Origin of the sequence: Stutzerimonas sp. S1 (assembly GCF_025966695.1) — a bacterium.
Lineage (GTDB): Bacteria > Pseudomonadota > Gammaproteobacteria > Pseudomonadales > Pseudomonadaceae > Stutzerimonas.
Genome location: NZ_JAOEIY010000005.1, coordinates 73,618 through 91,603, shown reverse-complemented (window position 1 = coordinate 91,603; position 17,986 = coordinate 73,618). Strand labels below are relative to the sequence as shown.

Here is a 17,986-nt window from a genome sequence, read left to right as displayed (position 1 = left end):
AATTGAGGGATTTCTGCAATTAGCCTCCGATCTGATCTGAATTAAGTGTCCAGCCAAAAAAAAACGATGGTTTCCGCTTAAAATATGCGGACACCATCGTCTTTAATGCTGGAGTTGTGACTTGGCTTGGGCGCTTAGCCCCAAGACATATTCAAAGAATCCAGGTATTCGTTGCAAGGCTCTGGGCAGCTGCAGCCAAAACGACAGTCCAGAGGGTCATAACTAGGTATCACATCCTGTGGGGTATCGGAAAAACGCATTTGGGAGAGCGCGTTCAGAGCACCGGCCATAGTTGAGAACCAATGCGTAGCCTGCCGCAAGGGAAAAAATTCGTCTTCTGCGGCACTAATTGCACTTTTCTCGATGGCTGAGCAAGGTTTGAAACTCCTCGCAGGAATTTTTTTACGACCCTCGCTACGGATTCCCTCCGAAAAAGAGGCGTCTCCGTACCGTTTCTTGTAGCGCAGCCACTCCACATAGGCACCATTAGGTGTGTTTTTTACCCGCACGTCGTAAGTCCATGCTCTGTTTTTTCTGGACTCTTTTTGATATTCAGCCCGGGCTTGACGGAACTGCTGTTTGACCTCGACAGCCTCCGCCTGAAGAGATGCGGCCATCAGATCAAGCCAAACACGTACCACGGAACTGCCATACCGGATTAGAGCCGAAAGCGGCACCGCTTGCGGAGGCTCACCCGGAGCCCCCCTTGACTCAAACAGCTCAGATTGCTCACGGAAATACTCAACAGCCTCTGCAAGCCGAGACAGAGGATCGTCATCAGTCATGTCGCTTCTCCCTCGTAATAACCGAGAAGCAGTATTCAATGGGCAGAGAGATCGCGGTGCTGTGAAAATACTCGATAAGATGAATTACCCCGCCAGACTCTGGAATGACACCCCCCTGTTCCACTGGGCCTGGCAGTGGAACAGGGGGGTGTCATTCCACCAAGATAATTATGTGGAACGGGGGGCTGTCAGGGAGCCGCCCCGACCGGGGCAGGAGTGCCGCACTCAGCTGGCTACAGGCGCCACAACGTCCATCAGCTGTGCGTAATCGGTCACCACGTCGTACCTGATACGGTCCTGCGTGACACGCTGGCTAATCTCATCGAAGAACCTGCGCGCGCACTCGATTTTGGTCTTCTCAATCTCTCGCAGCTTCAGCGACGACATGCTGCCCTTGGTCTCGGCGACGAAGTAGATGTGCCTGACACTACCCGCCTTAAAAGAAATCGCCCAATCGGGGTTGTAATCGCCCACCGGGGTCGGGATCAGGAAACCGCGCGGGAGTTTGGCGTACACCACCACCTCGTTGCTGGTATCCAGCTCCTGTACAAAACGACGCTCGATATCAGAATCGACAATGGCGTAGTCGTAGACGTGCTTGTTCAGCTTGTCCGTCGCTCGTGAGAAGTCTTGGCTCACCTGGTTGGCGGTGAAGATCGCAACGTCGTGCTGCTGATCCATCTCGTCATACACCAGCCGCTCGATCACCATGGTCGCTTTCTGCTCGATGATGAATCGCGATGCCTCCGCGATGAAGTGCTCCGGGTTCTGGCTGAACTGTTTGAACACCGCCGGCTGGATGCCTTGTAGGATCTCGGCTGCGGTCTTGCGGGTCAGTTGCGTGGCTTCAGCCACCTTGCCCAGCAGGTCATAGCGGACCGTCGAGTGGATCGAGTCGGCGTAGTCGGTTGCCGTCTCCTCCACCCTGAAGCCCTCCCCGGCGCGCAGTTGCTCATCTGTCAGACCGGCCTGCTGAATGCCCTTGTGCACTGTGTATTGCAGCTGGGTAACGCGCAGTTTGCTATCGAGCGCACTGATGCACTTACGCACCAGCTCGGGCGAGTCGAACTCGACGCGATACACCGCCTTGCGGTTGATGCGGCTCCACAGCTCCTGAAATTCCTTCTTATCGAAGTTAGCGTTGCGCGGGTTGGTTTTTGGCTTGCGGCCGTCGTCCACTTGTGGCAGTTGGGCATCGCTGAAGACGCTGTCGATCAGCTCGAAAACCTGATCTGCATACAGCTGTAGCTCGGCCGGCAAGGATGCCAGCGAGCCATTGGCCTTGGCCTGATGGTATGCCTCGGCTATCTGGTCCAGATCGTCGGTGTAATCGTTTTTCGCCAGGTACCGATAGATCTGCTTGGCCATGGCCGGCGTCACTTCGACCGGCCCTTGCTCGGTGCCCAACACCTTGCCGGTGAAGTAGCTCTCGGTGGCCTGGCGTGGCCGTGCCGTGAGAGTTTCGACGATTTCCTGCTGCAGGCCGGCCACGAAGTTCTGATAGCTTTCGCTGGCAATTACCGTTAGCACGTTAACCTCATGCACAACGGCCGGATGATCAACACGGTCGCCGTGCTGGTCTACGCACAGGCGCAGGCCGCGCCCCACTTCCTGGCGGCGGGAGATGCTGTTGTCGCTGTGCTTGAGCATGCACATGACGAACACGTTCGGGTTGTCCCAGCCTTCGCGCAAGGCCGAGTGGGAAAAGATGAACCGCGTGGGCTCGGCAAACGACAGCAGCCGCTCCTTGTCCTTGAGGATCAGGTCATAGGCATCCACATCATCCGAATCGACCGCCCTGCCCCCTACGGCCGGGTCTTTTAGGCGGTTGGTTTTCTTGTCGATGGAGAAGTAGCCGTTGTGAGTGGCCTGCGCGTCGATACCCGACAGGTACTGACGATAGGCATGGTTATCGAGGTCCAGCTCCGACAGATATTCGTCTTTCAGCGGCTGATATTCCTCCTCGAAGGTTCGCGCGTATTCGCCTTTCTCGTCCGCCTGGCTGTAATCGCGGTATTTCACCACCTCGTCGATGAAGAACAACGACAGTACCTTGATGCCCTGGGCGAACAGCTGCTTCTCCCGGTCCAGGTGAGCCTTGATGGTTTCGCGAATCTGAATGCGGCGGATGTCGCGTTCGGACACATCGCCATTGGCCTCCCCAGCCTTCAGAACCAGGCCGTTGGTGAACTCCACAGTGTCGGTGTTGGCGTCGATCTGGCTGATGACGAAACCGTCGCGGTACTGATCCAGTTCACCGGACAGGGCAAACAAGTCATCGCCGAACGCCAGCCGGCGCAGCTGGCGCTTGATTTCTCCGGACTTCAGCTTCACTTCCAGCTCAATGCGGGCCACCGGTGCCTTGCTGGAGATATCGATGCCTTCCAGGTAGAGATAGCTATTGGTGCCCGCCTGACCGCGCGTCTGGATGCCGCGCACGGCGATCTTCTTCACCAGCTTCTGGTTATAGGCATCCAGCGCATCAAGGCGATGAATGCGGTTGTGCTGCGTTCGATGGGTGGCCGAGTAGCGTAGGATCATCAGCGGCCTGAATTTTGGCAACGCCTCCATGGTGGCGGCGCCTTCCATCTTCTGCGGCTCGTCCAGAATCAGAATCGGACGGTTGGCGGCGATCACGTCGATGGGTTTTCGCGACTGGAAGTCATCCAGCTCGTCATAAATGCGGCGATTGTCGGCACCACGGGCGTTGAATGCCTGGATGTTCATCACCATCACGTTGATGCCGGCATCCGAGGAAAAACTCTCAAGCTCGTGCAGCCGCTTGGAGTTGTAAGTGAAAAAGCGCGCCTTCTTGCCGTAGCTCTCGGTGAAGTGGTCGGCGGTGATCTGCAGAGACTTCTGCACCCCTTCGCGGATGGCGATCGACGGCACCATGATGATGAACTTTGACCAGCCGTAGCGTTTGTTCAGCTCGAAAATGGTCTTGATATAGCAATAGGTCTTGCCCGTGCCGGTTTCCATTTCAACATCCAGGTGGATGCGTGTGGCGGCCAAGGCCTCTTTCTTATAGGTCGCCTTGACCGGCACGCGGGCGCCCTTGGCGTCGAAGGTGGTGAACTCGACCAGTGACTGGGATACCGGCAAGTTCTGCAGGCGTTGCACCTTCTGGATGTTCTCCAGCAACTGCATTTCGCTCAAGGCGAGGTCGGCGTTTTTGAAGCCCTCCTCGAAAGCATTTGCCTGACTTTGCTGGCCGGGATCGATGCGATAGGTCAGGCCATCGTTCAGTGGCTGGCCGGCAAAGCAGTCCACCACGGACTCGACAGCATGGGTCTGGTAGGGCTGTACTTTGAATTTGAGTTTCATCTCACCACTGACCTTCTCTGCAAGCTCTCTGCAGGCTGAGCCTACAAATAACTGTAATCTATTGATTTTTAATGACTTTACTCAGATCTCTTTGCAGGCTCTCTATTTTTCTCTTTTGAAGCTCTCTGCAATTTCCCAGCAAGATGCGGTATCCGACCCCGTGTTCACGATGACACCCCGGCGCCGCAGCTTCGTCAGCAAGCTACTGATCTTGTTGTATTTCTGTTGAGGGGTCAGCGCATCGCTGAGCTTGTCCAGCAGCAATTGGTTGATCTCGGCGCGGTTGGCTTGCTCGAAGCGCTCTAGGTAGTCCGTCAGCAGCTTGGCGTAGAACTCGTCGTCTTGAGCGCGGGTGCGGATGTAATCCGCTTTGCTGGCAGTGGCTTTGGCAACGCTGGCGGAGACATGGAAGTTAGGTTTGCGCCCTTCAATCAGACCTGCCCGCTTGAGCCGCGCGACGGCATCATCTGGAATCGCTAGTTTTTTCTGCACCCGGTCCAGGGCTAGCACGTCCTCCAGCGGTAGATCGGTTTTCTGGATGAGCAGTCGACTATAAGCTGGGTCTACCACCTGGCCATGAATGGTCAGCCGTACCATCTGCGGCTCGCTCAGGTCGTAATCCGGCATGGGAAAGAAGCGCCGAGCTTGGCGGGTGTGCATGTCATGAATGCCGTAGCCCATGGTGTCGATCATGTTCAGTTCGGCCATCGCCTGAGCCAGAAAGGGATTGCGGTAGCGCCGTGGCGTCCGTGTACCGGCGATATAGTCGTCGGGCTGCCCTTCGAAGAAACCACCTTCGTTTTCCAGCACCAGCCGATCGGGAAGCTCCGTTACAACGATCCGACCACTGCGGCTGTAATCTTGGTGGGCGATGCAGTTATGCAGCGCTTCGAGGACGATCTTCTGGTCGTACTTGGCCAGCTCCACCGCCAGTAGCTGGTCGTCCGGCAGGATACGGATCTGGATATTACGAATCCTGCGATACAAGTCGCTGCTGGCAAGTAGGAACGGCGGGTCGAAATGCTCATAGGCCCGCTCCGGTCCTTCCAGCTTCCAGGTCATCTGCGCCGGGTGCGGTGACAGCAGGTGGGCGGCCTCCAGCTTGCCAAGCAGCAGCAAGGTCGTCCGAGTGATCTGCCCGTCACGGGTCAGCTTGGCGCGGTCAAGAAACGTGGCAACCGGCCAGCCCATTACCTCGTCCAGGTCGAAACGGTTGGCGTACTTCTTGGCGAAGGACTGGCGGGCAGTGGCCAGAGCTACGCTGTCTAGGTGTGACAGGGTGGCCCCTGGCACCAGTTGGGCCGACCAGTCCGCAGCGCCTACTTGGGCGCGAATTTCGTCGAGTTTGTCGAGCCCCAGGTGGGTCAGGCTTTCCCCGGAACGGGCGTAGTAATGCCCCTTCCAGGCAATCGGCAACCCGAGCGGAGCGGCGGGGATCTCGAAGAGCAGCACCCGGCCCTCATCCAGCTTCAGCTCATGGATTTCGCGCAGTGTGACGCTAGGCTCGGTGGAGTCGGAAATCTCCATTTTCAGGTTGTGCAAGCGTTCGGGCTGCGGGCGGTAGTCGGTGCCGCCGTCCGCCACCCAACGGGTGCGATTGTCCACGCCGAACACCAACCAGGCCCGATCCTGGTTGCGCAGATTCGCCTCGTTGGCCAGGGCGGAGAAGTAGCGGCCGATCTTGTCGCTGGAATAGTCATTGCCAGCGCGCTTGAACTCCACCACCTCGCCTTCCCAGCGCTCGACCAGTGACTCCAGCAGCGCCTGCAAAGCCCGATGATCCATTACGGCCTCCTTCAAAGCGTCCTGACTTCAGTGCTTGGCGACAGCTGACGGAAAATCTGCTCGACGTTGATCTTCAGCGCATCGGAGGCGAAGCCGTTGTCGCGGAACACCACGCGCAGCGGTTCGGCCTTGGCCAGCTCCTTGACCAAGTCTTCGCTGATGCCCGGCTCGAAGCAGGCGACCAGCGCATTGTCGTCGACGAAGAACACCGTCTTGCCCTGCAGGGTTTCGTGGCGGATCGGCAGGGTCAGGTCCACGCCCCAGTCCACCAGCACCTGGAACAGCAGATCTTCGGCACTGCGGTCGGGTTTGACGTTGTCCACCGACTCGAACAGGTCGGCCTGCGACAGCTGATCTGGGCGGTAGTAGATGTCTTTCATATTGGAAGTGTCGACCTTGAGCACGCGGAAGCCGACATCGCAGTTCCAGTCTGGGTGATACTCATTGCTTTTGGCTGCCTCACCAGCCCTCCGCAGTCGTTCTTTTCCAATGTCTGCGATCGATCTGATGTTCTGCACAGAGCCAAGCTCCTCACTTAAAGGCTCCGGATACTGTGCAAGAATGAAGCGTCGATTCAGGCCGTCGCGCACGTTTTGGCGTAAAACAGCGTCTCCGGTTGTTGCTGAACCGGCAAAAAAGTCCATGACAATGCTATTCTTTTCGTCGCTTGCAAATACCGATACAAGGTATTGAATCAGATAAACCGGCTTGGGATATGAGAATTTCAACCCCCAGCCCGATAGCATGCTGCTATTCTGCTTCGTTGTACCAACATTACGGATCACGGACAATACATGCCCCTGCTCGGCACTCCGCCGTTTGTAATTATAAATTGCCCCTGTTTCAGTGAGATCGAACCAAGTCTCTTTTCCCTCAGAGTCTTTGATTGGTACGCAGCCATTATTTATGAAGAGATCTAGAAGGTTTCTTGAGCTCCACCCACTCCTAATTCGTGCCGGAGAAACTAATCGTCCACTTCTTACGATAATCGGGTCAATGATTTTTGGATATTTATCGTTTCTCGGATCTATTTTTCCGCTTTCGAATTTTGCGGGAAAACCCTCAGGAAGAGTTACTGTTGACTCTGGATTTGCAGGGCCGTTTTTAGTGATAGAGTTCTCGATCGTGTCATTAAAAAGCTTGCTTGTTTCTTCGATGTTCGGGTCGATTACGCGCGGACGCACAAGCTTCTTGCCGTCTTTGCAATAGACTAATATGTACTCGTGGACTCCCTTTATTTTGCTCTGTTGGTCCACGTTTCCTTCGTTGTTCCAGATCATTTGTGCAATGAAAGCGTCCTCGCCAAACACTTCATCACACATTCTCCTTAGATTCGCTTGCTCCTTGTCATTGATCGAAACAAGAATAACGCCGTCTTCGCGAAGTAGATTTCTGGCAAGTCGTATGCGTGAATATAAAAAGCTCAACCATGCCGAGTGAAAGCGCCCGCTTGTGTCCCTGTTTGCAACAAGCTTGTCTCCAGAGTCATCCTCTTGAGCTGTAGCTATCAAGAACTCTTGCACGCCATCTCTGAATGTATCCTTATAAATGAAGTCCCCGCCCGTATTGTACGGCGGGTCTATGTAGATCATCTTTACTGCGCCCAGATAGTTCTCCTGAAGCAGCTTCAGTACGTCGAGGTTGTCGCCTTCAATGAATAGATTTTTCGTTTCAGGAAATTCTAGGCTCTCGCTTGGCTCTGGCCGTAGCGTCTTTGCTGTTGGCATATTAGCCAGAGCCAACGCCTCCTGCTTCCCCGGCCAATCCAGCCGATAGCGCTCCTGCAGTCCCTCCACAATATGGTCACTCAGCTCCTGCCTGAGCTGGTCGAAGTCCACCGCCAGACGCAGCTTGCCGTTCTTGTCGTCCCGCGCCTCGGTCACGCAACCAGGAAAAAACTCGCGAATCTTCGCGATGTTTTCCTGACTCAGGTCAGGGCTGTGCATTTTCAGTTTGTCCATCGGGTCTCTCTCAATGTTGTGCGGCAGCGGCCTGCTGACGGGTCAGCCGCTCCAATTCCTGTCTGGCATCGCGCAGCTCGGCATTAATGGCTACGCGCTTGTTGAACTGTTTTTCGCGGCCAAGGCGCGCCTTGATCCGCTCGATCTCCTTGCTCTGGGCGGCGATGCGCTCGGCCAGAGCAATACGCTGCTCCAGGCTGAGGCTGACCGAGCCAGCAGCGACCTGCACTGTGGTTGAGTACGGGGCAGGCGCTTCTCCGGTGGAGACAGACACGGACTCCGGTTGGCTCTGGCCTGCCACCAATGGGCTCAGCAGCTGCTCGTAGAGGGCCGCCATGTCCAGCACCACGGGCAGCGGCTGGCGGGGCGAGTCATGCGGCAGCCACTGGCTCTCGAAGTAGTTGCCCACCACCCAGTGGCTGCTATTGGCTTCGCTCGGTCGCTTCCAGGCCGCGGCCAGTTTGACCCGGCCGTGGTAGCTCAGCTCGAAGAGCAACGGAAACGGGATGGCCTTGTCGATGGCGCGCAGCACGGCATGATCCAGCTCTGCGCTGCGCAGCTCGATTTGGAACACCTGAATCTCGCGGACCGTACGGGCCGCCGGCAGATTGAGGGTCTCGGGAGCCAGCTTGTAGGCCCAGCGGATCTGCTCGACCTGACTGACGAAGGTGTCACGCAGGGCTCCGTCCGACTTGGCGTGCTCGTAGATCTTCGACTTGGGTATCACCCGGTCGAACCAGGCCTTTTCCGGGAATTTGAACAGCTGTCCGCAGCTCATGGGGCTCATGCCGACGAAGGGGCCTAGAGGGCTTTCTTGTTGAACAGTTTCCAGTGCCCTTGCTCATTGCGCTTGAGGGTGTAACGCACCTTCAGGCTCGGGCAGCAGCGGCCATCGTTCTCGGCATAGTCCCGACCATCGATGACGATCACATCGCCTGTATTGGCCACCACGGCATCGTAACCCGTGCTGGAGTAGAACTCGAACTCGGTCACCGGCGACGACTTGTGTGGGTCCACATAGAAGGTATTGCCTGCGCCAACCTTGACGATCGACAGGTGGACGCCGGTCGTACCGCTGCCTCCGGCACAGCCAATGTCACCGTTCCAGATGACGGCATACTCGGCCAGCTCCCTGTCGTACAAGTCCGCCCAGGGCACCAGGGTCATAAATTCCTGATTCACGTACTCGGGGTCCGTACAGCCAATGCTCTCGGCATGCTTGTAGGCAACCGCGAGGGCCTGACGCTTGATGTCCGCTTCGGACGGCACGGTGCTGGCGGTCGCCGCCGAGGCGAACAGGCCGGAAAGAATGGCTGCGGCGAGTGTTTTTTTCATCTGGATTCATCCATGAAGGCAAGGAGCAGGGTTCAGATGACCACGACGAAAGCGATCATCTCGAAGTCGTCGAGGCCGGTAATGCTGTCACACAGCGCGGTGGTCCGGCCGCCACTGAACAGGCTGTCGATGTCCTTCTCTTCCTGCACCTCGATCATGGCGCGAATGGCCTGATCGAGCAGGTTGGAGTAGGCCTGCATCTGGCGGCCATCATCGGTGGCCTGGTTGAAGCGTTGGTAGGCTTCGGCAATCGGCTGGTTGTAACCCTTGCAGGCGCTACGGGCCAGGTCCAGCAGGCGCTTGGCTTCGGTATGGTCGCTGATGACCCGGCCATCGGTGCCGATGTAGATCAGGTAGTAGGGGTAGAGGCGGTTCTGCTGGTTGATGTCCACCCCATGGTTGCGGTTGCGCAGGGTGAAGATCACGCCGGGCAGCAGGCCCATCTCGGGGCGCGCCGGCACTACGGCATGCAGGCCATTGGGCAGGTGGTCCAGCTCGCCGTGCTGCTTGATGTAGTTGAGCAGGTCCATGCGGAAGTCGTTGAGGCCGAGATCGGTGATGGAGACGCCGGTCTTGAGGTCTTCCATCTCGATCACTTCGTCCTGCAGGCGGCGCAGCTGCTCCTTGCGGTAGGCCACATCGTTGGCCTGGGCGTTGAGCACGTTGTCGTCGCCGGTCGCAGTGACGTCGGCGATCATCATGCGGTTTTCCACCCGCTCCTTGAGGTTGATGTACTCGTCGAGGCTGATGTCCGGCCAGTAGTTGACCAGCTGGATGCTGGCGTTCTGCGAGCCGATCCGGTCGACCCGGCCGAAGCGCTGGATGATGCGCACCGGGTTCCAGTGGATGTCGTAGTTGATCAGGTAGTCGCAGTCCTGCAGGTTCTGGCCTTCGGAGATGCAGTCGGTGCCGATCAGGATGTCGATCTCCCGCGGCTCGTTCGGGTAGATCGCGGCCTTTTCCTTGGAGCGCGGCGAGAACAGGGTCAGCAGGCCCTGGAAGTCGTAGCTCTGCCGGCTGCCGGGCATGGTACCGAGGGTCGACTTGGGCGCATCGCTGCCGGTGACCTTAGCGGTATGCACCTGGTGGTGGCGCTGCAGGTCGCTGGCCAGGTTGTCGTAGAGGTAATTGGCGGTGTCGGCGAAGGCGGTGAAGATCAGCACCTTGCGGTTTCCGGGATTGATTGGCGAGGCGAGCTTGCTGGCGATCTGGGTTTTCAGGTGCTGCAGCTTGGCATCGTCGGCCGGGGTGACCTTATGCATCTCGCCGAGCAGTTCGTCGATGTACAGCAGGTCGGTCTGCAGGTCCTGCTCCCAGGAGGGCAGATCCATGTCGGCCAAGTTGATGGTGATCTTCTTGCCGATGCTGAAGTCGCCCGGCACCGGCAGGCTGTCATCGTCGAAATCGACATCCTCGAAGGCCGCCGAGACGTCGGCAAAGCCGCTCTCCAGGCCGGTCTTGCGGAAGTTGGCGATCTTCTCCAGCGCGTTGCGATGGCTGGCCTGCAGGCTTTGCAGGGTCAGGCGGAAGGCTTCCACCGAGCTTTCCAGGCGCTTGAGCAGGTTGGTGGTCATCAGCGCCTGCAGGCTCTTCTCGCGGTCGGCCTGTTTGAGCTTGCCGCGCCCGCCTTCGGTCTGGGTGTCGTACAGCTCTTCGTATTTCTTCAGCCGGCTGGGCAGGATGTAGCTGACCGGCGCATACACGGCGAGCTTGAGCAGCGAGAGCTGGTCGAAGATCTCGTTGAAGCCGATCACGTCACTGCGCTGGGTCAGCGGGCAGTGGAAGGACAGCGGCTTGCGACGCTCGGGGAAGCGGCCGATGTCGGCGGTGTTGTAGAAGGTTTCGATGTGCCGGCGCGAGCGGGCGATGGTCACGCTGTCGAGCAGCTCGAAGAAGTCGAAATCGAGGCTATTGAGGATCGCCGTGGCGGTGCGTTTCTCCGCTGGCAGATTGGACCAGGCGTTGAAGGCGGCCTGTGCGCGGCGAAAGATCTGCTCGATGTCCTGATCACCGCGCAGGCGCTTGCTCAGTGCCTCGCTGTCGCCTTCGTAAGCCAGGGCCAGCTGGTTCTTCAGGTCGTTGAAGCGGTTGTTGACCGGGGTGGCAGAGAGCATCAACACCTTGGTCTTAACGCCTTGGCGGATGACCTGGTTCATCAGCCGCTGGTAGCGGGTTTCCTTGTCCTTGTAGGCGTCGTTGTTGCGGAAGTTGTGCGACTCGTCGATCACCACCAGGTCATAATTGCCCCAGTTGACCCGGTCCAACGGAATACCCAGCGAGGTGCCGCGGGTACGGCTGAGGTCTGTGTGACACAGCACGTCGTAGTTGAAGCGGTCCTTGGCGAAGATATTGGTCTTGAGGTTCTGGTTGTAGTTCAGCCAGTTGTCGGCCAGCTTCTTCGGGCAGAGCACCAGAACGGACTTGTTGCGCAGCTCGTAGTACTTGATCACGGCCAGCGCGGTGAAGGTTTTGCCCAGGCCCACACTGTCGGCCAGGATGCAGCCGTTGTAGGTTTCCAGCTTGTTGATCAGCCCGGTCGCCGCATCACGCTGGAAGTTGAACAGCTTCTGCCAGATCAGTGTGTCCTGGTAGCCGGTAAGCTCGTTGGGCAGCACGTCCTCGCTGACGTCCTCCAAGAACTCGCGGAAGATGTTGTAGAGCATCAGGAAGTAAATGCGCTCGGGCGCGTTCTCCTGATAGACCGAGGCGATGTGGTCGCAGAGGCGCGCGGTGACATCTTCCAGCTTGTCCGGGTCGTTCCAGATCTGCTCGAACAGGTTGAGGAACATGCCCGTGTGGGATGGCTCGTCGAAACGGGTGACGATGTTGGAGAGCGCGTTGCCTCTCTGGTAGCCCAGGTCCACGGCGGTGAAGCCCTGCACCGGCATGTAGACAGCATCGCTCGCCTGGCGTTTCACCCCGATGAACGGCTGCATCGGCGCCTGGCCGCGGTTGGAGCGGAAGGTCGCCTTGCGCCGAATCCAGTCGGCGCACTCGCGGGCGATGGCTTTCTGGGTGAGCTGATTCTTCAGCTGAATCTCGAACTCGCTGCCGGTGAGGCTACGTTCGCGCTCGGTCTTGGGGATGTGGTACTCGCGCTGCTCCTTCTTCAGCTTGTCGCTGGCCTCGCTGGGTACGAAGGTCGGCGACGTGAAGACGAACTCCAGGAAGTCGATGCTCTCCAGCTCTTTCTTCAGCGCCACGTAGGCATAGATGGAGAAGCAGGAGGCAGCGATTTTTAGCTTGGCACCGGGCTTGAGCTGGCCCTTAAGATCCTCGCCGAGCAGCGCGTTGATGTTGTCGATCAGTTCCATGAGACGTAACCATCCAAGCGGAGCAGGCTCGGATTATCACTAAGAACAAGAGGAACTTCACGTTTTACTGTCGGCTTCGGACTGCGTCTTCACAGTCCACTGCTCAATCATCCCCGAAGCCGAACGCGTTCCCTCCAGCATCAAAGCAATCGCTTACCATTGGGAGGCCTGTCGCCGGGTTGAACTCAAACATTGGTTTGAGTACTTCAAGCTCTTCAAGCTCTTCAAGCTCTTCAAGCTCTTCAAGCTCTTCAAGCTCTTCAAGCTCTTCAGCGTAGGCGATGCCGGACCCGCTGTACGTTGAGCCCTTGGTAAGCGTGTCATGGATGACCACGCCTCGACCTCGCTGAGGGTAAATGATTGTTATATATCCTTCCCTGATACTTTTAGGCCGTAGCCATGCTCTTAATAGCTGCTTAATCATGCCAGCTCCTAGAACCAGCTATTGATAGACGGCGAAGCCAAGCAAGCTTGATTTGGCACTTCCAAGCTATCAGCGTCAGAGACTAGGCGCAGAAAATAACTCTCGTTCCCCTCGTGCAGCCTGATGCAAAAGCTTATTTCCACCTCGAAGAAGCCTGGCGTCCGCTCGGCCATCTCCAAAATCTCATTGAGCCGCAATGAAAAATCCCGCATGTAGTCTCTCCCGACAAGCCATGTACGCGGATGGTGGCCTATCAAGATGAACTAGCAAGTCGTGAGACTATAGCTTCGTATCAAGTGCGGGCCCGGTGACTGGGAGGAGTGGCACTGAGAGGCGCTTGTTAACGAACTCTGGGCGCCCATTAGATATGAAGCCGTACGCGTGGCCGTTGTGAAAGATCCGGTTCGGAAGCCCACGCTGCGCGCCCCAGATCAAATGAGGAGAGGCGTAAAGCGTCGCTATAATTTGCGTGCCGATCGTCGTATGGTCCATGGATCGCCAACCTAACGGACTAATAAACCCATTACTGTCCCTAGCGATTTCGAGAGCCCCCCTAGTCAGCAAGGCCGGTTTGTCGAACATCCGAACAGAAGCACTGTTTCCCTGCTGGGTCTTCCACTTCACAGGGAAACCGACCAGTGCGCTGATAGGGTCGGTCGATGTAACAGCTTCAACTTCACCGATATTCACCGCGACAAGAAATTGCTCCGGCAGGTACGGATAGCGGCTCGCCAACACCTGCCCACCGAGGGCCATGCGGTAAATCCGGTTTGATGATTCACACCCGTAGAAGCAAGCAAGCTTGGCGCTCAGCGCTCCAGCAACCGACTGCAGGCGGCGATCCATCATTGTCATCAGCGCGCCCCGTACCTCTTCAGAGGTACGTAACGGCTTGCCATCGAATTCATCAGGCATAAATGCCTGGCTGATATACTTCAGGCTTCCGTCTCCGCTCAGCATTCCGAGCACTAGAACAGAGGCGCCCAACGCATCACCTGCTGCCGAGCCAAACTGTCCCACAGCCAAATCTGCCGACATGGATGTGAATGTTGAATGATCAACTGCATCCCATTGCCGCACATACTCCGTTTCTAAGACACGGCTCTCTAAGCGGGCCCGCGCATCCGCGTCCGCCAGATACCGTGCTAGGTAGCCAATGCGAATTTGCTCGTCTTGGTTATCAAACGAAGTCGCCGGCAACCTCACCGAAACGTCTTTCATCCAAGGGTCGGAGACACATCCTGAAAGCAGCATGGCCGCTGCGAGTGCACATATGATGGTGAAACATTTCATCGGATCGCCTCCTTGGCATATTTGTCAGTACGTAGGCCTTAGGCCACTTCGATTGACAGTTCCGCGCCCTTATATACAAATGCTAATAGCGGGACAATGACACCACTCAAGCCTCGTTATCTAATCCGGACGCCGGGTCCTTCGAGTACGGATGTGCGTCAACCGATGGGTATACGTTTAGGTATACATGAACGACATAAACAGGCTTTATCGCCGTATCTACGTGGTCTTAAGCCCTACTGTTCGACTCCTGGTGCCGGCACCACGAATTCAAAGGCTCGCAGCGATGCGGGCCTTTTTCGTTTCTGCGATTGCTGTCGCGTGAAATCTGTATGGATATACAGATATCGATTGCCAGCGCACCGCTTTCTGCCCATTCTTCGCCCCATCGCGACAATGACTGATGGCTAGCATGCGGCTGTTTCTCTGCGAAAAACCTTCTCAGGCCAAGGACATCGCCAAAGTGCTCGGCGCCAACCGGCGCGGCGACGGCTGCTGGCTGGGCGCGGACGTGACGGTGACCTGGTGCATCGGCCACCTGCTGGAAACCGCGCCGCCGGACGCCTACGACGCCCGCTACAAGCGCTGGAGCCTGGCCGACCTGCCCATCGTCCCCGAACGCTGGAAGATGCTGGTCAAGCCGAAGACCGCCAGCCAGTTCAAGGCGGTCAAGCGTCTGCTTGGCGAGTGCTCCGAGCTGGTGATCGCCACCGACGCCGACCGCGAAGGCGAGATGATCGCCCGCGAGCTCCTCGACCACTGCCGCTATCGCGGGCCGATCCAGCGCCTGTGGCTATCGGCGCTGGACGATGCGTCGATCCGCAAGGCGCTCAAGGCGCTCAAGCCCGGTGCCGAGACCTTCAACCTCTACCATGCCGCGCTGGGCCGCTCGCGCGCCGACTGGCTGATCGGCATGAACATGAGCCGGCTGTTCACCCTGCTTGGCCGCCAGTCCGGCTATCAGGGCGTACTGCCGGTGGGCCGCGTGCAGACGCCGACGCTGCGCTTGGTGGTGGACCGCGACCGCAGCATTGCGGACTTCGTGCCAGTACCGTTCTGGGCCATCGACGTGCAGTTGCTGGGAGGCGGTACGTCCTTCACCGCTCAGTGGCGTGCATCCGAGGATGCCTGCGACGAGCAGGGCCGCTGCCTCAAGCCCGAGCTGGCCAGCGCCGCCGCCGAGGCCATGCGCCACGCCGGTAGCGCGCGACTGATCAAGCTGCAGACCGAGCGCATGCGCGAAGCAGCGCCGCTGCCGTTCGATCTGGGCACCCTGCAGGAGGTCTGCTCGAAGAAGCTCGGTCTCGGCGCCCAGGAAACCCTCGACATCGCCCAGGCGCTGTACGAGACGCACAAGCTCATCACCTATCCGCGCAGCGATTGTGGCTACCTGCCGCAGAGCCAGCACGCCGAGGCGCCGGCAATCCTCGCCGCATTGGCCAAGGCCGACCCGACGCTGGCCGCCCTGCAACCGCACCTCGACGCGCAGCGCCGCTCGCGGGCGTGGAACGACGCCAAGGTCAGCGCCCACCACGGCATCATCCCCACCGCCGCCGCGAAACCTCTGGACAGCCTGGTCGGCAAGCAGCGTGCCGTCTACACCCTGATCCGCGCCCGTTACTTGGCGCAGTTTCTGCCCAACCACGAGTATGACCGCAGCCAGGCCGACTTCGCCTGCGCCGGCCAGGCGCTGCGCGCGGTGGGCAAGGTGATCGTCGAGCCCGGCTGGCGGCGTGCGCTGCCGGAAGCGCTGACGCCGACCAGGGGTCGCGAGGCGCCCGAGCCACAAGCGCTGCCGGCACTGCGCGAGGCCCAGGACTGCGCGATTAAAGAGGTGACGCTCAAGGACTTGAAGACCCAGCCGCCCAAGCCGTTCACCGAAGGCGACCTGATCAAGGCGATGAAGAACGTCGCCAAGCTGGTCGACGACCCGCGTCTCAAGCAGAAGCTCAAGGACACCACCGGCATCGGCACCGAGGCGACCCGCGCCGGGATCATCCAGGGCCTGCTCGAGCGCGGCTACCTGACCAAGCAGGGCAAAGCGCTGGCCGCCACGGCGGCGGCGTTCAGCCTGATCGACGCGGTGCCCAGGCCGATCGCCGACCCTGGCACCACGGCGATCTGGGAGCAGGCGCTGGACATGGTGCAGAGCGGCGAGATGCCGCTGGAGGAGTTCATCGCCAAGCAGTCGGCGTGGATGAGCAAGCTGGTCGAGCGCTGCGCCGGGCTGCGCCTGAGCATCAGCGGCCCGCCGGCGGCTGCCACGCGCAGCGGCGCGCCGTGGAAGAAAAAGCGCAAAGCCTCACCTCGCAAGGCCACGCCTGAGCGGCGCCGCAAGCCCGCGACGGGCGCGAGCTGAGCCACCGTGTCGCGTGGCACGCCGCTGCGCTGTCTATAGTTGGAATACACAGCCGTTGGCCGGCCCCGTTGCGTTGACTACGGAGGGCGCGGTTTATCGACAGTACCCCGTAGCGGAACAGGCACGCTCACGATGAGGAAATACCAGATAGCGGTGATCGGCCTGGGCCAGCTCGGCCGCCGGTGCGTTCAGGCCCTGCGGCACGATCCCGCCTTGGCACCAGCCGGCGTGGTGCGGCGCAACGCCACGGCGGATGACAGCCTGGGTGATCTGCCCATGGTCGAGCATATCCGCGAGCTGCCGGAGGTGGACGCCGCGCTGATCTGCGTGCCGGTGGAGCACGTACTCGGGACCGCGCGAGAGCTGATGCAGCAGCGAATTCCGCTGGTGGAGTGCGCCCGTCTGCACGGCGACGCCTTCGTTGCACAGCATGCCGAAATGCAGCGCATGGCGCGGCTGTACAAGGCGCGCGCGGTGGTCGGTGCTGGGTGTGATCCCGGCATTCTCTCGCTGTTTCGCGCCCAGTTCGGCCTGCTGCTGCCGCACGGCCACACCCGCAGCAGCCTGCATACCGGTGCGAGTCTGCACCACACGCTCGCCGCCGAGCGTGTGCCCGGCGTGCGCAAGGCGTTGGCCACCGAGCTGAAGACGCAGGACGGCACAGCGCAGCGCTATGTGTACGTCGAGCTGGAGCCCGGCACCGACCCTGTCATGGTGGAGAATGCAATCAGTCACGACCCGCTCTACCTGGACGAGCAGACGCTGGTGTTCGCGGTGCCCAGCATCGCCGCGCTGGAGGAAGACAACCGTGGAGTACTGCTGGAACGTCACGCTGCCGCCGGCGAGCCGAGCCATGCGGCACTGCTGCTGGAGGCGCGCTTCAACGAGGTCGAGCTGGCGGCGCGCATGATGCTCGCCGCCTGCCGCGCGTTGCCGCTCCTGCGGTCTGGCGCCTATTCGCTGTTCGATCTGCCACCCAGCATGCTCTGGGGCGAATCGGGTAACGTCGCCGAGAAGCCGTGGATCTAGCTCAGTCGCTCAGTAGACTGAAGAAGAACGCCACTGCCACGCCCAGGGCGACCAGGCTGGCGACCAGCACCGCCGCCGCGGCGATGTCCTTCGCCGCACCGATTTCGCGGTGATGTTGCGGATGCAGGTGATCCAGAAGGGTTTCCAGCGCGCTGTTGAGCAACTCCGCCACCAGTACCAGCCCCGCCGTCAGCGTCAGAATCGCCCACCACACCGCGGCCGGGCGCGTCAGTAGCAGGACCAGCAGCAACAAGGCCACCACCACGAGATGGGTGCGCAGGCTGCGCTCACGACGCCACGCCTGTCTCAGACCGCTCAGCGCGAAGGCCATGCGCCGGTGAAACGGTTGTCCTTTCATGTATTCCCCTTGTCGT

12 protein-coding genes are annotated in these 17,986 nt (G+C 59.2%); 2 read left to right on the top strand and 10 right to left on the bottom strand.

Annotation, left to right across the window (positions count from 1 at the left end; genetic code table 11):
- Nucleotides 1-134: 134 nt before the first annotated feature.
- From mobI to N8H22_RS11805, 9 genes are all read right to left on the bottom strand, one after another.
- Entirely contained in the window at nucleotides 135-785 is a 651-nt protein-coding gene (mobI, locus tag N8H22_RS11845) for a conjugative transfer protein MobI(A/C) (protein WP_264590713.1), read from the bottom strand.
- A 225-nt stretch (nucleotides 786-1,010) separates the two neighbouring features.
- Entirely contained in the window at nucleotides 1,011-4,112 is a 3,102-nt protein-coding gene (locus N8H22_RS11840; RefSeq protein WP_264590712.1) for a DEAD/DEAH box helicase family protein, read from the bottom strand.
- Between the two features lie 102 nt (nucleotides 4,113-4,214).
- The gene (locus tag N8H22_RS11835) at nucleotides 4,215-5,897 is read right to left on the bottom strand and encodes an RNA-binding domain-containing protein (RefSeq protein WP_264590711.1); all 1,683 of its coding nucleotides are present in this window, start codon (nucleotides 5,895-5,897) and stop codon (nucleotides 4,215-4,217) included.
- Between the two features lie 11 nt (nucleotides 5,898-5,908).
- Complete coding sequence (locus tag N8H22_RS11830) at nucleotides 5,909-7,858, bottom strand: site-specific DNA-methyltransferase (protein ID WP_264590710.1); 1,950 nt, start codon at nucleotides 7,856-7,858, stop codon at nucleotides 5,909-5,911.
- 10 nt (nucleotides 7,859-7,868) lie between these two features.
- Nucleotides 7,869-8,636, bottom strand: a complete 768-nt coding sequence (locus N8H22_RS11825) for a DUF4391 domain-containing protein (protein ID WP_264590709.1) — start codon at nucleotides 8,634-8,636, stop codon at nucleotides 7,869-7,871.
- Nucleotides 8,637-8,659: 23 nt separating this feature from the next.
- Nucleotides 8,660-9,193, bottom strand: a complete 534-nt coding sequence (locus tag N8H22_RS11820; RefSeq protein WP_264590708.1) for a hypothetical protein — start codon at nucleotides 9,191-9,193, stop codon at nucleotides 8,660-8,662.
- Between the two features lie 32 nt (nucleotides 9,194-9,225).
- Nucleotides 9,226-12,507, bottom strand: coding sequence for a helicase-related protein (locus N8H22_RS11815; RefSeq protein ID WP_264590707.1), 3,282 nt, complete (start codon nucleotides 12,505-12,507; stop codon nucleotides 9,226-9,228).
- A gap of 103 nt (nucleotides 12,508-12,610) precedes the next feature.
- On the bottom strand, nucleotides 12,611-12,931 hold the full coding sequence (locus tag N8H22_RS11810; RefSeq protein WP_264590706.1) for a hypothetical protein: 321 nt from the start codon (nucleotides 12,929-12,931) through the stop codon (nucleotides 12,611-12,613).
- Nucleotides 12,932-13,210: 279 nt separating this feature from the next.
- On the bottom strand, nucleotides 13,211-14,224 hold the full coding sequence (locus tag N8H22_RS11805) for a hypothetical protein (protein ID WP_264590705.1): 1,014 nt from the start codon (nucleotides 14,222-14,224) through the stop codon (nucleotides 13,211-13,213).
- Between the two features lie 412 nt (nucleotides 14,225-14,636).
- Between N8H22_RS11805 and N8H22_RS11800 the strand changes: the two genes are divergently transcribed.
- Together N8H22_RS11800 and N8H22_RS11795 are read left to right on the top strand one after the other, a co-directional pair.
- Complete coding sequence (locus N8H22_RS11800; RefSeq protein ID WP_264590704.1) at nucleotides 14,637-16,583, top strand: DNA topoisomerase III; 1,947 nt, start codon at nucleotides 14,637-14,639, stop codon at nucleotides 16,581-16,583.
- A 132-nt stretch (nucleotides 16,584-16,715) separates the two neighbouring features.
- Nucleotides 16,716-17,612: a hypothetical protein gene (locus N8H22_RS11795; protein WP_264590703.1), complete on the top strand. Its 897-nt coding sequence runs from the start codon at nucleotides 16,716-16,718 to the stop codon at nucleotides 17,610-17,612.
- A gap of 1 nt (nucleotide 17,613) precedes the next feature.
- Here the strand turns inward: N8H22_RS11795 and N8H22_RS11790 are convergent, their stop codons facing one another.
- Nucleotides 17,614-17,970 (bottom strand): diacylglycerol kinase, encoded by a 357-nt coding sequence (locus N8H22_RS11790; RefSeq protein ID WP_264590702.1) that lies wholly within the window; start codon nucleotides 17,968-17,970, stop codon nucleotides 17,614-17,616.
- Nucleotides 17,971-17,986 lie beyond the last annotated feature (16 nt).

What these genes read in the sequence shown, in the direction of transcription:
- N8H22_RS11810 (WP_264590706.1), bottom strand. Translation starts at nt 12,931, where the DNA reads ATGATTAAGCAGCTATTAAGAGCATGGCTACGGCCTAAAAGTATCAGG.
- N8H22_RS11830 (WP_264590710.1), bottom strand. Translation starts at nt 7,858, where the DNA reads ATGGACAAACTGAAAATGCACAGCCCTGACCTGAGTCAGGAAAACATC.
- N8H22_RS11825 (WP_264590709.1), bottom strand. Translation starts at nt 8,636, where the DNA reads ATGAGCTGCGGACAGCTGTTCAAATTCCCGGAAAAGGCCTGGTTCGAC.
- N8H22_RS11790 (WP_264590702.1), bottom strand. Translation starts at nt 17,970, where the DNA reads ATGAAAGGACAACCGTTTCACCGGCGCATGGCCTTCGCGCTGAGCGGT.
- N8H22_RS11800 (WP_264590704.1), top strand. Translation starts at nt 14,637, where the DNA reads ATGCGGCTGTTTCTCTGCGAAAAACCTTCTCAGGCCAAGGACATCGCC.
- mobI (WP_264590713.1), bottom strand. Translation starts at nt 785, where the DNA reads ATGACTGATGACGATCCTCTGTCTCGGCTTGCAGAGGCTGTTGAGTAT.
- N8H22_RS11795 (WP_264590703.1), top strand. Translation starts at nt 16,716, where the DNA reads ATGAGGAAATACCAGATAGCGGTGATCGGCCTGGGCCAGCTCGGCCGC.
- N8H22_RS11820 (WP_264590708.1), bottom strand. Translation starts at nt 9,193, where the DNA reads ATGAAAAAAACACTCGCCGCAGCCATTCTTTCCGGCCTGTTCGCCTCG.
- N8H22_RS11815 (WP_264590707.1), bottom strand. Translation starts at nt 12,507, where the DNA reads ATGGAACTGATCGACAACATCAACGCGCTGCTCGGCGAGGATCTTAAG.
- N8H22_RS11805 (WP_264590705.1), bottom strand. Translation starts at nt 14,224, where the DNA reads ATGAAATGTTTCACCATCATATGTGCACTCGCAGCGGCCATGCTGCTT.
- N8H22_RS11840 (WP_264590712.1), bottom strand. Translation starts at nt 4,112, where the DNA reads ATGAAACTCAAATTCAAAGTACAGCCCTACCAGACCCATGCTGTCGAG.
- N8H22_RS11835 (WP_264590711.1), bottom strand. Translation starts at nt 5,897, where the DNA reads ATGGATCATCGGGCTTTGCAGGCGCTGCTGGAGTCACTGGTCGAGCGC.